The organism is Janthinobacterium sp. 1L-D-8-B-C4, from assembly GCF_057291295.1.
This window is the reverse complement of sequence record NZ_JBXAVX010000001.1, coordinates 524386-539395: the sequence shown is the minus strand read 5'-3', so window position 1 is coordinate 539395 and position 15010 is coordinate 524386. Positions and strand designations below refer to the sequence as shown.

At 64.4% G+C, this 15010-nt stretch carries 12 protein-coding genes; 8 read left to right on the top strand and 4 right to left on the bottom strand.

Going from position 1 to position 15010, the window contains the following annotated elements; translation table 11 throughout:
* Positions 1 to 22 precede the first annotated feature (22 nt).
* From AC0Z42_RS02540 to AC0Z42_RS02510, 7 genes are all read left to right on the top strand, one after another.
* A complete protein-coding gene (locus AC0Z42_RS02540; RefSeq protein ID WP_485466655.1) occupies positions 23 to 271 on the top strand; it encodes a hypothetical protein in 249 nt (82 codons plus the stop codon).
* A 73-nt stretch (positions 272 to 344) separates the two neighbouring features.
* Positions 345 to 1511 carry a tetratricopeptide repeat protein gene (locus tag AC0Z42_RS02535; protein WP_485466654.1) on the top strand — a complete coding sequence of 389 codons (1167 nt, stop codon included), beginning with the start codon at positions 345 to 347 and terminating at the stop codon, positions 1509 to 1511.
* Positions 1508 to 2635: a HupE/UreJ family protein gene (locus AC0Z42_RS02530; protein ID WP_485466653.1), complete on the top strand. Its 1128-nt coding sequence runs from the start codon at positions 1508 to 1510 to the stop codon at positions 2633 to 2635. Before AC0Z42_RS02535 ends, AC0Z42_RS02530 begins: the two co-directional genes overlap by 4 nt.
* A gap of 96 nt (positions 2636 to 2731) precedes the next feature.
* Positions 2732 to 3241 carry a sigma-70 family RNA polymerase sigma factor gene (locus tag AC0Z42_RS02525; RefSeq protein WP_485466652.1) on the top strand — a complete coding sequence of 170 codons (510 nt, stop codon included), beginning with the start codon at positions 2732 to 2734 and terminating at the stop codon, positions 3239 to 3241.
* A complete protein-coding gene (locus AC0Z42_RS02520; protein ID WP_485466651.1) occupies positions 3238 to 4206 on the top strand; it encodes a FecR domain-containing protein in 969 nt (322 codons plus the stop codon). The genes AC0Z42_RS02525 and AC0Z42_RS02520 overlap by 4 nt, the downstream gene beginning before the upstream one ends.
* Positions 4207 to 4306: 100 nt before the next feature.
* Positions 4307 to 6775 (top strand): TonB-dependent siderophore receptor, encoded by a 2469-nt coding sequence (locus AC0Z42_RS02515; RefSeq protein ID WP_485466650.1) that lies wholly within the window; start codon positions 4307 to 4309, stop codon positions 6773 to 6775.
* Entirely contained in the window at positions 6775 to 7995 is a 1221-nt protein-coding gene (locus AC0Z42_RS02510; protein ID WP_485466649.1) for a PepSY-associated TM helix domain-containing protein, read from the top strand. The genes AC0Z42_RS02515 and AC0Z42_RS02510 overlap by 1 nt, the downstream gene beginning before the upstream one ends.
* Here the strand turns inward: AC0Z42_RS02510 and AC0Z42_RS02505 are convergent.
* Together AC0Z42_RS02505 and AC0Z42_RS02500 are read right to left on the bottom strand one after the other, a co-directional pair.
* On the bottom strand, positions 7919 to 8527 hold the full coding sequence (locus AC0Z42_RS02505) for an RNA 2'-phosphotransferase (protein WP_485466648.1): 609 nt from the start codon (positions 8525 to 8527) through the stop codon (positions 7919 to 7921). The two genes, AC0Z42_RS02510 and AC0Z42_RS02505, sit on opposite strands and share 77 nt — an antisense overlap.
* A 26-nt stretch (positions 8528 to 8553) precedes the next feature.
* Positions 8554 to 10623: a TonB-dependent receptor gene (locus AC0Z42_RS02500; protein ID WP_485466647.1), complete on the bottom strand. Its 2070-nt coding sequence runs from the start codon at positions 10621 to 10623 to the stop codon at positions 8554 to 8556.
* Positions 10624 to 10746: 123 nt separating this feature from the next.
* Between AC0Z42_RS02500 and AC0Z42_RS02495 the strand changes: the two genes are divergently transcribed.
* On the top strand, positions 10747 to 11934 hold the full coding sequence (locus AC0Z42_RS02495) for a response regulator (protein ID WP_485466646.1): 1188 nt from the start codon (positions 10747 to 10749) through the stop codon (positions 11932 to 11934).
* Here the strand turns inward: AC0Z42_RS02495 and AC0Z42_RS02490 are convergent.
* Positions 11931 to 12308: an immunity 22 family protein gene (locus AC0Z42_RS02490; RefSeq protein WP_485466645.1), complete on the bottom strand. Its 378-nt coding sequence runs from the start codon at positions 12306 to 12308 to the stop codon at positions 11931 to 11933. The two genes, AC0Z42_RS02495 and AC0Z42_RS02490, sit on opposite strands and share 4 nt — an antisense overlap.
* Before the next feature lie 2 nt (positions 12309 to 12310).
* Complete coding sequence (locus AC0Z42_RS02485; protein WP_485466644.1) at positions 12311 to 15004, bottom strand: polysaccharide deacetylase family protein; 2694 nt, start codon at positions 15002 to 15004, stop codon at positions 12311 to 12313.
* Positions 15005 to 15010: the final 6 nt, after the last annotated feature.

The following is a 15010-nucleotide window of genomic DNA, read 5'->3' as shown; positions in this document are numbered from 1 at the left end:
GAACCCAACACAGGAGTCCGACATGAAAAAGTTGCATGTAATTGCCGCCCTGGCAGCCACCGCTGTGCTGGCCGGCTGCGGTGGCGGCCACAGCAGCCACAATGACGACAGCGGCAGCGGCGGCGTCAATCCGCCACCGGTGGCCCTGCTCGACACGTTTTTCGTGGCTGTCAGCAATACCATCCTGACCACCAGCGAAGACAAGGACGCGGTCAGCATCGACGCCATCGTTGCCACTTCGCCGGAAGACAAGGAACCGGTACCGTTGTAAGCAGCACAGCGGGCCGCCCGGGCATTGCCCCGGCGGCCCGTATCACCCGACCGCAGGCCCGGAGCCCTCTCTGATGAGAAAATTGTTCTTGCTATTTTTCACCCTGCCTTGCCTGGCGCATGCCGCGCCGTATCTCCCCAAGGACGGCAATGCCGTCATCGAACAACTGCCGCGCCGCGCGGACACCACCCAAAGCGAACTGCGCAGCCTGCGCGCGCAACTGAGCCAGAAGCCGCAGGACCTGGCGCTGGCCACCAGCCTGGCGCAGCGCTATATCGGCCTGTCGCGCAGCGAGACCGACCCGCGCTACCTGGGTTATGCGCAAGCGGCGTTGGCGCCCTGGTGGCGGCAAGCGGCGCCACCGGTGCCGGTACGCCTGCTGCGCGCCACCATCTTGCAAAGCACCCATCATTTCGGCGACGCCCTGCAGGACCTGGATGCGGTCATCGCGCAGGAACCGGCCAACGCCCAGGCCTGGCTGACCCGCGCCACCGTGCTGACCGTGCAGGGCGATTACGAAAAAGCCACCGCCAGCTGCGCACGCCTGTCGGCTCTCACTACCCAATTGGTGACCGTCACCTGCATCGCCAATGTGGCGGGCGTGACGGGCCGTGCCGCGAAAAGCGAGCAATTATTAAACCTCACCCTCGAGCGCAGCGCCGGCACCGCGCCCGAACTGGAACACTGGGCCTTGAGCCTGCTGGCCGAAATGGCCGCGCGCCGTGGCGAAAGCACACTGGCCGAGACGCGCTTCAAGCAAGCCCTGGCGCAGCAGCCGCGCGACAGCTATCTGCTGGGTGCCTACAGCGACTTTCTGCTGGATCAGCGGCGCGCGCCCGAGGTAATCACCTTGTTGAAAGACCAGCAGCGCATCGACGCCCTGCTGCTGCGCCAGGCGCTGGCCATGCAAGCCGTGCCGGGACAGGAAACCGCCTTGAAAGCGGCCAGCGCCGAACTGGCGGCCCGCTTCAACGCCGCCATGCAGCGCGGCGACACCGTACACCAGCGCGAACAGGCACGCTTTGCCCTGTTTTTGCAACGCGATATTCCCGGCGCCTTGCTGCTGGCGCAAAAGAACTGGGTGATCCAGAAGGAGGCTGCCGATATGCGCATCCTGCTGGAAGCGGCCGTCGCCGCGCGCGACGGTGCCGCAGCGCAGCCTGTGCTGGCCTGGATCAAGACCAATCACGTTGAAGACGTGGCGCTGCAAGCGTTGGTGAAGAAAGCGGGTGTCCTGTGAACGCCCGCCTGATCGCCTTTCTGTTTTTGCTGTGCGCCTGGTGTTCGCCTGCGCAAGCGCACAAACCCAGCGACAGCTACCTGGCCATCAGCGTGCAGGGCCAGCAGATCACCGGTCAATGGGATATCGCCCTGCGCGACCTCGATTTCGCCATCGGCCTGGACGGCAACGGCGACGGCGCGCTGACCTGGGACGAGATCCGCGCGCGCCATCCGCAAATAGCCGCGTATGCGCTGCAGCGCCTGCATATCGCCACCGCTGCGGGCGCGTGCCCCCTGCAGCCTGGTGAGCAGCTGATCGACAACCATACTGACGGCGCGTATAGCGTGCTGCGCTTTAGCGCCACCTGCCCCGGCAAGGCCGCGCCCGCCAGCCTGGATATCGGCTATACCCTGTTCGCCGACCTCGATCCGCAGCACAAGGGCCTGCTGAAACTGACCCACGACGGCGAGACGCAAACGGCGATTTTCGACCCGGACAGTCCACGCCAGACCTTGTCGATGGCCGCGCCGGACCGGGTGGCGCAGTTTGGCGCGTATGTGAAGCATGGGATCTGGCATATCTGGATCGGTACTGACCATATTTTGTTCCTGCTGTCGCTGTTGCTGCCGGCGGTGCTGCTGCCGGGCCTGCGCGAGCAGCAGGCCAGCTTGCGCGCCGCCTTTATCGACGTACTGAAAGTCGTCACGGCGTTCACTCTGGCCCACTCGATCACCCTCACCCTGGCCAGCCTGTCGCTGGTCTCGCTGCCCTCGCGCTGGGTCGAGTCGGCGATTGCCGCCTCGGTGGTGCTGGCCGCGCTGAACAATCTGTACCCGCTGTTTCGCGGCAGGCGCCCGGTGGCGGCGTTCGTGTTCGGCCTGATCCACGGTTTCGGCTTTGCGAGCGTGCTGCACGACCTGGGCTTGCCGCAGTCGGCACTGGCCAGCAGCCTGTTCGGCTTTAACGTGGGGGTGGAGATCGGCCAGCTGGCGATCGTTGCCGTATTCCTGCCGCTGGCCTGGTGGCTGCGCAAGAGCTGGTTTTACCGCCAGTTATTTACCTGGGGCTCGCTGGCGATCGCGCTGGTGGCGGCGGTATGGCTGGTGGAGAGAATTGCCGACATTAAACTGATCAGCGCCTGACGATAGGCGCAGACGGTAGCGATTGAGCTACAATACGAACAATTCTCAATCGCATCAATGCCCGGCCCATCGCCAGCGGCTTGCCCAGGAAGCATCATGGTCCGCCCCGAACTGGAACTGCATCAGCAAATCGAAGTGCTCTACAGCAATCATCATGGCTGGCTGCAGGGCTGGTTGCGTGGCAAGCTGGGCAGCGCCTTTGACGCGGCCGACCTGGCGCACGACACTTATCTGCGCATCCTGGCTAGGGGCCGCGCGCCGCGGCCCGAAGAATCGCGCCAGCACCTGGCACAGATCGCCAATGGCCTGATGATCGACCTGTTCCGCCGCCGTCATATCGAAGCGGCGTACAGGGAGGCGCTGGCCCATTTGCCGCCGGCAGCCACGCCGACGCCGGAAACGCGCGCGCTGATTATCGAAGCCCTGACGGAAATCGACGCCGTCCTGGCCAGCCTGCCGGCCAAGGTGCGCCAGGCTTTCTTGCTGTGCAAGGTCGAGGGACTCGACTACCGCGAAATCGCCCGGCGTCTCGACGTTTCCGTGTCGTCGGTGGAAAAATACATGGTGCGCGCGCTGCTGGCCTGCTGCGCTGTGCAAGCTGCATGAGCGCCACGCCGATCGCGCCAGCCGTGCTGCAGCGCGCCGCCGAATGGATGGCGCGGCTGTGGTCGGGCGAGGCCAGCGAGGCCGACGCCGCCGCCTGCGCTGCCTGGCGCGCCGCCCACCCCGAACATGAGCGAGCCTGGGCACGGCTGCAGCGCTTCGAGCAGCAATTCGACAGCATCCCGCGCGAAGTGGCGCGCGGCGCGCTGACAGGAGCACCGCGCCAGCAGCATCGCCGGCGCGTACTGCAAGCCCTGGGCCTGATCGCCAGCGGCGGCGGCGCGGCCTTGCTGGCGCATGAAACGGGACTATGGCAGCGGGCAACCTCGGACTACCGCACGGCCATCGGTGAAACCCGCGCCATCGTGCTGGCAGACGGCAGCCAGGTGGTGCTCGACACTGCCAGCGCCATTGACGTGGCGTACAACGCCGGCGAGCGGCGCATCGTGCTGCGCGCCGGCGCCATCCTGGTCCAGAGTGCGCCCGACACGGCCAGCAGGCACCGGCCGCTGCTGGTGCAAACGCGGCAAGGCACGGCCACCGCGCTGGGCACGCGCTTTATCGTGCGCGCGGAAGCTGACAGCAGCGACGTGGCGGTGTTCGAGGGCGTGGTCGAGATGCGCCCGCTGCACGAAGGCGCGCCAGCGCTGCGACTGCCGGCAGGGTCGCGCGGCAGTTACTCGAACCACGCCGCGCAGGCGCATGGCCAGGTCGAAGAAAGTGCCGCAGCCTGGACCCAGGGCAGCCTGGTGGCCGAACGCATGCGCCTGGCCGACCTTTTGGCCGAACTGGCACGCTACCGGCACGGCGTGCTGCGCTGCGACGAGCGCATTGCCGGGCTGCGCGTGACGGGCGTGTATTCGCTGCGCGATATCGACCGCTCGCTGGCCAACCTGGCATTGAGCTTGCCGGTGGAACTCGCTTACCGCACGCGTTTCTGGGTCACGGTGCGCCCGCGCCAAGGTTGACTGACCATCCTTTAAAAAATAATCAAAAATAAGTTGAGGGTTTTTTGTTCTGGTTCGGAATACGAGGAACAACACCAATCAACCGACAAAGGATGTCCCCATGGCACACCGCCTGCAATCGCCTGTTCCCGTCATGCGCCCCACTGCCCTCGCCCTTGCCATCCATGCCGTGCTGCTGGGCGGCACCTTGGCCTTCACCGCCACCACAGTACAAGCACAGGCATTGGCACAAACCGCCGGCGACACCGAAGGCAAGCGCCAGTATGCGATCGCGGCCGGCCCGCTGGAACGGGTGCTGACCAGTTTCGCCAGCGCGGCCGGCGTGGAATTGTCAGCCGAGGCGCAGCTATTGCAAGGCAAGCGCAGCGCCGGCCTGGCCGGCAGCTACACGGTGCGCCAGGGTTTCGATGCACTGCTGCGCGGACAAGGCCTGCGCCTGGTCGCGGGTGCGAACGGCGCATTCGCGCTGCAAGCGCAGGCCACCCCTGAGTCTTCAACACAGGCAGCCGCCATCAACGCCACGCTGCCGGCGATCACCATCAATGCCAGCGCCGAACGCGAAGCGGCCACCGGCCCGGTGCGCGGCTATGTGGCGCGCCGCAGCAGCTCGGCCACCAAGACCGATACGGCGCTCAATGAAAACCCGCAATCGGTGTCGGTCGTCACGGCCGATGAAATCAGCGACCGCAATGCCGAGTCGCTCGATGAAACGCTGCGCTACACGGCCGGCGTCACGCCCAACCAGCGCCCGCTGGGCAGCGACGACTCGTCGCTGCTGCGCGGCTTTACCATCGAAACGGCCGGCATCCTGCAGGACGGCTTGCGCAATTCGGGCCGCACCTTTGGCGCCTCGATCGAACCGTATGGCCTGGAACGCCTGGAAGTGCTGCGCGGCCCCGCCTCGGTGCTGTACGGCCAGATTCCGCCGGGTGGCGTGGTCAACGCCGTCAGCAAGCGCCCCAGCCTGGACGCGGTGCGCGAAGTGGGCCTGGAATACGGCAGCTACCAGCGCCGCCAGCTGAAAGCCGACGTCGGCGGCGCGCTGGACGAGCAAGGCGCCTGGACCTACCGCGTGGTGATGCTGGGCCGCGAGGCGGGCACGCGCCTGGAACACGACCGCGACAACCGCCTGTATTTCGCACCTTCCCTGACCTGGCAGATCGGCACCGGCACGCGCCTGACCCTGCTGGCGCGCCATGAGCACGACAACCAGCAGTACGCGTTCCCGAATCAGCTGCAAGAACCCGGCCCGCGCGGCCAGGTCGACCCCAGGGTCAACCTGATGGGCTATGACAACCGTTTCAAGCGCAGCAATACCATGACCGGCTATGAGTTCGAGCACCGGTTCAACGACACCTGGACGCTGCGCCAGAACCTGCGCTACACGCACCTGAAAAATGAGCGCACCGACGTGTTCCCTCTGGAACTGAATACCGATGCCACCATCGAGCGCTATTTCCGCCCGGTCGATACGGAATCGAACAGCCTGTTTGCCGATACCCAGCTGCAGGCGCGCTTTGCCAGCGGCGCGCTGTCGCACCTGCTGCTGCTGGGAGTGGACTACGCCAACATCCGCAACCGCGACGACTATATCTATAAAGTCGGCTTTATCACGCCGCTCGACCTGTACCAGCCGGTGTATGCGCCGCAGCAAAAGCAGCCTGGCACCAATCCCACGCAGGCGCGCGCGCCGTCGCGCCAGCTGGGCCTGTACGCCCAGGACCAGCTGAAATGGCAGCGCTGGGTGGTCACGGCCGGCCTGCGCCACGACAAGGCCACGCAGTCGCAAACCACCACCAGCGTGCTGACCGGCGCCGTGCGGCCCGATTACGACCAGTCGCCGTCGGCCACCACCGGCCGCCTGGGCGCGGTCTACCTGTTCGACAATGGCTGGGCGCCGTATGTCAGCTACGCCAGCTCGTTTTCGCCCGAGCTGGGCACGGCGGTCGGTGGCGGCGCGCTGAAACCGTCGCGCGGCAAGCAGTTCGAAGCGGGCGTGCGCTATGAGCCGCTGGGCCAGCGCGCCAGCTATACGGCCGCCATCTTCGACCTGTCACGCGACAACGTTTCCACTGCCGCCGCCGGCAACCCGGGCTTCCTGGTACAAACCGGCAAGGTCGAAGCGCGCGGCCTGGAACTGGAAGCGCGCACGGAATTGGCCAGCCGCTTGAGCCTGATCGCGCAATACACCTATCTCGCTACCGACATCAAAGAGAGCAACAACGGCGACCAGGGACTGCAGCAGCAAGGCGCGCCGCGCCACAGCGCTTCGGCCTGGGCGCGCCAGTCGTTCACCGTGGCCGATACCGTGCCTGCCTATGCGGCGCTGGGCATGCGCTTTATCGGCGCCATGCGGTCGAACTCCGATGGCGACAGCCTGAATATCCGCAATGGCGGCATGACGCAGTGGGACGCGGCGCTGGGCATCACGCGCGGCCCATGGAATGTCAGCCTTAACGTCAATAATGTGCTGAACAAGCAGACGCTGTTCGACTGCGGCTACCTGCCCGGCCTGTGCTACCGCAGCGCCGAACGCACGGCCAATCTCAGCGCCATGTACAAGTTCTGATGCGGCTGGCTTTCCGGCCGGCGCTGGCGGCCATGCACCGCTACGCCGGCCTCTTGATGGCCGGCTTTTTGCTGGTGGCAGGCCTGACAGGCAGCCTGCTGGCGTGGACCGACGAACTGGAAGGCGCGCTAATGCCGGCCGTATTTCGCGTGTCGCCGCCCACCAAGGGCGCCATGCCGCTCGATCCGCTGCTGCTGCGCGAGCAAATCGCGGCGCGCTTTCTACAGGCGCAGGTGCTGTATGCTCCGCTGTCGGCGCCACCGGACCACAGCATGGTGTTCTATCTGCGCGCTGCTGGTGGCGCACCGCTGGCGCATGACGAGGTATTTGTCGATCCCTACACGGGCGCGGTGCTGGGCCAGCGCAAATCGGGCGAGATCGGCCAGGGCCTGATCAACCTGCTGCCGTTTGTCGAGCGGCTGCATCATTCGCTGGCCCTGGGCGACACCGGCCTGCTGGTATTCGGCCTGGTCGCCATTATATGGACCGTGGACTGCTTTGTCGGCGCCGCCCTGACCTTTCCGGCCCGCCTGAAGAAACGGCCGGCGACCGGCAAACCGTGGCTGGCGCGCTGGCTGCCGTCCTGGCGCGTACGGCGCCATGGCGGCAGCTACAAGCTGGTATTCGACCTGCACCGCGCGGGCGGCCTGTGGCTGTGGGCCATGCTGCTGGTATTCGCCTGGAGCGGCGTCGCCTTCAACCTGTACGGCGCCTATGCAGCCGTGATGAACCCCTTTTTTGCGCACCAGCCGGCCGAGGAAATCGTCGGCCGCCACCAGGCCACGCCCGGCCCGCACTTGAGCTGGCAGGCAGCGCGCAGCCAGGGCCGCAGCTTGATGAGCGAGCTGGCACGCAGTCAATCCTTCACCATTATCGAAGAAAACGCGCTGGCGTATGAACCGGGCTTGGGCGTGTACAGCTACAAAGTGCGCAGCAGCCGCGACGTGCGCGCGCACAAGGGCTTGACCACCGTGTTCTTCGACGCCGCCAGTGGCCAGTTGCTGGCCAGCTGGCTGCCGACCGGCACGGCCAGCGGCGACACCATCCGCAGCTGGCTCAGCGCGCTGCACATGGCCTCGATGTGGGGCTGGGCGTTCAAGCTGTTCATTAGCGTAATGGGGCTGGCGGTGGCGATGCTGAGCATCACTGGCGTGCTGGTGTGGCGGCGCAAGCGGCAAGGCCAGGCGCAGTCGCGCTTGCGCCATCTGATGGAAAAGTGATGAACGCGGCTGGCACAGCGTCGCTCAGCCACACCCCATTGGCCGCCAAGTAAAACACATGGCCCTGCGCCTGCATGGCGGCCGTGTCGACCGCCAGCACCACCGGCTTGCCATGGCGGCTGCCGACGCTGACGGCGGTGTCTTCGGTGGCAGACAAATGCACATGGTTGCGGCTGCCTGGGATCAGGCCCTGGCTGCGGATGGACTCGACAAAACGGCTGGCCGTGCCGTGGTACAGCCGGGCTGGCGGTATTGCCGGCGGCAGGTCGATATCGACGGCCGCCAGCGAGTGGCCCTGGTTGGCGCGGATGCGCAGGCCGTCATTGCTGAAGGCATAGCGCGTCTTGCTGTCGTTCGCCACCACGGCGTCCAGCTGCGCGCGCGAGATGGCCTTGCCATGGCTGGCCGCTTGCGCCAACAGTTGGTCCACTTCGGCCCAGCCGTTGGCGTCCAGGGTCAAGCCGATGGTCTCGGGCGCATGGCGCAGTATCAGCGAAAGAAATTTACTGGTTTTAACTAAATGATCTGTCATGCCCGCAGTGTAGCAGAGCCGGTTTGCTAGAAAGCGTACGCCAGGGTCAAGCGCACCGAGCGCGGCTCGACCGGATGAAAATGCCGGTCTTCCACCCCTTCGGCCGCTTCGCCAGGCAGGCGCGAGGCATAGTAGTAATCGATATCGCTGGCGCGCTTGTCGAACAGATTGAATATGTCGAGCGAAACGCGGGCCTGGCGATTGAGCTGGTAGCCCAGGCGCGCGTAGGCCAAAGTGGTCGAGGCCGAGCGCACGCTATTGTCTTCCACCAGCGGGCGCGGGCCGAAGTAACGCAGCTGGAAGGCTGCCGACCACGGCCCCTGGTCGGTCAGGGTCACGCCGAACGAGGCCACCTTGTCGATCGAGCCGGGAATGAAATTGCCAGCAGCGTCGTTCTGCGTATAGCGCGAACGCGAGGCGGCCAGGTCCAGGTCGAACAGCAGCCAGGGCGCGGCAATATAATGGTTGTTCCATTCGATGCCGTGGCGGCGGCTGGCGCGGCTCGGTTCGGTCTCGCCGGCGTCGCCGACAAACAGCAGTTCGGAAGCGATATCGAGGCGCCATAGCGCCAGCGAGCTTTGCAAGCCCGGCAGCCATTCGGTGCGTGCGCCCAGCTCCATGCCGCGGGTTGCCACCAGCGGCGTGACGGGTGACGATACCGTGCCGTCGGGCAAGCGGGTCTGGGTGGTGCCGCGCGCGTCGTTGCTGTGGAAACCCTTGCCGACATTGGCGAAGAATTCGGTCTTGCTCCACGGCCCGAAAATCAATGACAGTTTCGGCGAGGTCATGCCGTCGCTGGCCTTGCCGCTGTTGCCCTCGACGCTGCTGGCGACATTGAAACGGTAGGTGTCATGGCGTAATCCCACCACCGAACGCAGCCACGGCAGCCACTGCGTGCTGTTTTCAGCATACAGGCCCACGCTGCCTTCGCGCACCCGGTCTTCGCGCACTGTATTGTGCCGTACTCTTTCCTGCGTGCCATACAGGCCGACCGGCGACAGCTTGTCGTAGCGCGCCTGCACGCCGATCTTGTTACGCATGGCAAAGCCGGCCAGCTCGGTATTCCAGCTTTCGCTGGCGTTCACCCCCGCCACTGTACGCCGCTCGCTTTGCTGGAACTGGTCGCCCAGCACCGGGTCGGCCAGGAAATAGGTAAAGTTGCTGTACAAATCAAGCTGCGAACGGATCACATAGGCGTCGAATTCGAACAAGCGATTATCCGTGCGCTTGCGCAAGGCCCATGCCAGGCTGTAGCGCGAGGTATCGCCGCCGTCGCTGGGGTCGAGCGCGCCATAGCGGCCGATCTGGCCGGACTGCACCGTGCGCAACGGTATCTGGTCGGTGGAATTCCAGCTGTTTTTGTACGCCATGGCGGTGACGTTGAAACCGTCGTCCTGCGTGCCCTGGCTGTAGCGCAACACGCCGCTGTATTTTCTTACGCGCTCGGGGCTGTCCCAGGGGCCGTCGTTGCGGTTCAGTTCCAGGCCATACAGCAAGGTACCCTGCATGGCGGCCACCGAATCTGCCAGCACGCCGCGCACATAGCCATGCTGGCCCACCGACAGGCTGGCAGTGCCTTGCGGCAATTTGTCCATCAGCCGGATGCGCGCCGCCCCGGCCGAGGCGAAGTCGCCCTCGCCCGCAAAATACGGGCCTTTCTTGTAATCGATGCGCTGCACCAGTTCCGGGATCAGGAAATTGAGGTCGGAATAGCCATGGCCGTGGGCATGCGTGCGCATATTGACCGGCATGCCGTCGACAAAGGTGGCGAAATCGGTGCCGTGGTCGAGGTTGAAACCGCGCAGGAAATACTGGTTGGCCTTGCCGTCGCCGCTGTGCTGGGTAACGATCAGGCCGGGTACGAATTCGAGCAGTTCGCCGGTACGCAAAGCCGGCCGGTTGACTATCAGGTCGGTAGTAATCACGCCCTGGCTGGCCGCATCCGAGGTGCCAACGGCGTTGTCATAGTGGCCCGCCACGCGTACAGTGCGCGCTTCGTCGGCCGGCGCACCATCGGACTGGGCCAGCGCCTGGCCTGCCATGCACAGCAGCGCCAACTGGCAAGCTGCCCCCAGTTTGCTTTTTCTCAAATGCATCTCGTCTCCAGTTTTTATGATGTAAGAGCGGGCTTGTGAATGTGTCTCATGCAATATCAATATACGGGACGACTTGCTTGCTGGATTCAAAAATTTTGTTTTTCTGACCAGTAGGGAATGACCATGGACCAGACCGACAGCGCGGCCAAGCCGGCCAGGCGCATCATCTCCGCCAAGCGCGATGTCTTGCCGTATATCCTGCTGTCGATTTTGCTGGCCGGCATGCTGGCGGTGCTCGCCGGCGCCCTGTTTCCACCGTATTACCATGCCGTGCCGGCTCTGCTGTGGAGCCTGGGCTTTTGCGTCAGCGGCATGCTGCTGGGGTTTCTGTTCGGCATACCGCGCAGCCTGCCTTCGGGCACCGTCAATATGCCGCCGGCGGAAGAGCGCACCAATGGCAAGCGGCGTGCCAGCGACGAGCCCGCTGCCATGGAAGCGGCGGCCGGCGCCAGCAATACCATTTTTCTCGGCACGCCCTCGCCGATGGAAATCAATTCCAACCTGGTGGAAGTATCGGACTGGCTGACCAAGATCATTGTCGGCGTGGGCCTGATCGAACTAAAAAGCCTGCCCGCAACGGCACGGGGCATAGCGGCCTTTATCGCACCCAGCCTGGCCATCGATGCCGATACGGCCAGGGCCGTGGTGGGCGGCGTCATGCTGTTTTTTTCCGTCCACGGCTTCCTGATCGGCTACTTGCTTACCCGTATTTACCTGTCCATCATGATCAAGCAGGCCGACACCCTGGTCCAGAACGAATCGATCAGGCTGGAAAGTGGCAGGGAAATCGAGGTGACGGAGCTGAGCCGTTTGCAACAGAAATCGCTGGAAGACATGCAGGAAGCGGTGACTGGCCTGCTGCTGGCGCGTACAAACGACGACGGCCAGCCAGCCGTGGCGTCGCTGGCCAGCATGCCGAGGGCGCAGAAGCCGCCCTCGCGCGTGCTGTGGCTGGACGACCATCCGCGCAACAACACGTTATTGGTGGAACAACTGGTGCGCGAAAACATCAAGGTCGACCTGGTGCAATCGCTGGCGCAAGCCATGAGCCTGCTGCAAAAGAACCAGTATGCCCTGCTGATTACCGACATGGCGCGCCTGGAAGGCGGCCAGCGCCTCAAGGACGCGGGCGTGCGCACGGTGCGCGAGGTGCGGGTGGCCCAGCCGGAGCTGCCAATTATCGTCTATTGCAGCAAGAATACCGTTGCCAGCTATTGCAAGGAAGCCGAAGCGGCCGGCGCCCGCTTTATCACGACTTCGGGCACCAGTTTGCTGGCGGCGGTGAACCAGCTGATCCGCGAGGAGCGCTAATCAGCGCTGTGGTAGTGATACGCGCCCAGGCGGGCCAGCGTGCATTGCTGCGGATGCGCCAGCATATTTGGCGCATACACGCATACAACAGTATCGGCCAACAGGCCGTTCGCATCGGCTAGCGCCAGCGCCAGCCAGCTGTCACCATACGACATGCTCTGCAGCAACTGTTGTAAGGGCTGCGGCGAAGGCGCCAGTACGCTTTCGATGCATGCGGGCTCGTAGCCGCTCAGTCCTGTTTCCAGCAAAAACGGTGACGGCACGAGGTCGCCATCATCCGTATAGCCGGGCAACAGATAGAGTTGCAGCGCTTCGCGGCTGGTAAAGCGCCCGCTGGCCGTAAACACGTGGACGATGGGGTCAACCGCCGCCATGCTTACAGCTTCTCCATCTTCTGCCGCACGGCCGGCGCCGTGGCGGCCGTCGGCGCCAGTTCCAGATAGGTTTTATAGGCCAGCTTGGCCTTGGCGCCGTCGCCGGCCTTGAAGTAGGCGTCGCCCAGATTCAGGTAGGCAATCGCGCGCGACGGGTCGATCTTGACGGTGTTTTCAAACCAGCGTGCCGCTTCGCGGTATTTTTCCTGCTTGTAGAACACGAAGCCCAGGTTGTTGGCGGCCAGGGCGAAGTCGGGACGCAATTTGAGCGCTTCCGTAAATTGCGCTTCGGCCAGGTCGTACTGCTTTTCCTTGTAGTGCTGCAAGCCACGGTCGTTGGCACGCTGGGCCAGCTGGCGCGTGGTGCTCGGCACGGCGCCCGGCGTGACGATCTTCTGCTCGCCGCCCTGCAAGTCCTTGACCGTCACGCTGGCCGCTGCCGGCTTGGCGTCGAGCTTGCTGTTCATGGCGATCGCCTCGGTCGACAATTGGGTGGTGTTCGGGCTGAGGAATTCGGTCTCGCCCGGCAATTCGAACACGAAGTCGCCGCCTTCGGAACCGGGCAGGCTGCCAAAGGCCGGCGTCTGGTTCGACACGCTGGAGACGGCCGGCGCCACATAGGCGGCCAGTTCGGTGGCCGTGATCAGGCCGTCACCGTTGAGGTCGGCTTTGCCGGCCAGGCCTTGCAATAACGTCCAGGTAAAGACCGAGTGGCCGTTCGGGCCACCGTCGGCCACCAATTGATCGCCGCCGCCGGCCGTCAGCATTTGCCGGCCGATGCGCCTGGCGTTATCGCGCAGGAAAGAGCTGTTGCCGGCGCCACGGGTCAGGCCCAGGCCGCTGTAGCAGGCGTCCATGACAAACAGCGCGTGCTTGGCCGTCAGGCTTTCGGCGATATTCTGAATTTCCGTCATCGGGATCGCGTCCGTGGCGAACTGCGCCGGGTCGGAGTCCGCCGGCACGATATAGCCGAGGTCGCGCCCCGAGCTCAGTTTGCGGGTGGCGCCATGGCCGGCAAAGAACACAAAAATGCGGTCGTTCTTTTGCACGCCGCCATGGGCCAGCTTGTCGTGGAAGGCGGCCAGGATATTGTTGCGCGTCGCTTCCGCGTTTTTCAAGGTCACCACGCGCTCAGGCGCAAAGCCGAATTTCTCGATCAGGGTTTCGCGGATGCTTTGCGCGTCGCGCACCGCATATTGCAGCTTGGGCCATTTGGCGTAGTCATCGATGCCGATCACGACCGCCCAGGAATTGGCGTAGCCGGCCTGGACGGCGACCTTCTCGGGCGCCGGCGCCTCGCCCTTGGCCGACTTGAAGGTGGTGCCATCCCAGCCGGCGAACTGATAGCCTTCGGCCACCAGGCGGTCGAGAATGGCCGGCAAGGCTTTTACCGTGCGCTCATGGATATCGTGGAACAGGATAATGCCGCGCCCCGCCTTGTCGACCGAAGCCAGCACGCGGTTGGTAATCGAGCTCGGCACCGGGTCGGCCCAGTCCAGCGAATCGATATTCCACATTACCGATTTCAGGTGCGCGTCGGCCAGCGCGGCCATCCCTTCGCTGTTGCGCGCGCCATAAGGAAAACGGAACAGCGCGGCACGCTCGGGGCTGATGGCTTTCAACAAGGTGTCGGTGCCGAGGATTTCGCCCTTGAGCTTGTCGCCGGTCTCCTTCGACAACTGCGCATGGGTAAAACTGTGGTTGCCCACCGCATAGCCTTCTTTCATCAGCTTGCGGCTCACTTCGGCGCCCGCGCCCAGCTTGGCGTGGCCCTGGGCGTCCAGGCTGCCCAGGTTGCGACCCACGTTGAAGAACACGGCCGGCACGCCGTATTGCTTCAAAATCGCGCTGATTTCTTCCGTGTAGCGCCGGTGCGGGCCATCGTCAAAAGTCAGCACGATGGTTTTTTTCGGCAAATTCAAACCGAAAATTTCCGCATCCTCTTTGTTTACAGCAGGTTTGGGTTCCGGTATGGACCCGGCCGGTGGCTTGGCGTACGGCGTGACGATGCCGTTTTCCTTGAGGATCTGTTCGCGGTTGTAGCGCTTTTTCAGTTGCGCCACATAGTCGTCCCAGCGTTCACGCTTGAGTTCGATCGCGCGCTGGCCCATGTTGCCGAAAATCTGGCGGATTTCCTTCTCATAGTTACGCTCGATCTCGGCCAGCGCGTCGAGATCTTCCGAAATGCGCTTGTGCAGCTTGATCGCCGGCAAGGAACCGTCTTTCGCCACATCGGCCAGCAAGCCTTGCAGCAGTTCGCGAAACGCCAGGCGGTCGGCGTCGTACAGGCCGGCGTCCGATTCGATATACGTCAGCAAGCCGTCGATGGCGTTGAAACGGTCGGGGTTGCCGGGCGCCATCAGCTGGTCCAGCAGGGTGTCGAGCTTTGCCGTGCGCTCCTGGTTGTCGTGGAACAGCGCCTGGCCCACTTTCCTCGCTTCGTCGCGCGCGCCTTCGGGCTGGCTGTCTTCGTCTGCCAGCAGTACGATAATCTTGCGGAAATTGGCCAGCAGTTCGCGCAACTGCGCGGCGACCAGCGCGGCATCGGTGCTGGCTTTCTTTGCAGCCGCGTCCTTGGCTACCGTTTCGGCGGACGGCTGGGCCGGCGTGGCGGGACGGGTGAATGTATAGATGCCGGCGCCTGCGGCCAGCGCCACCACGAGGGTGGCGGCTATCTTGATCGGCTTGGAAGTCACGACTGG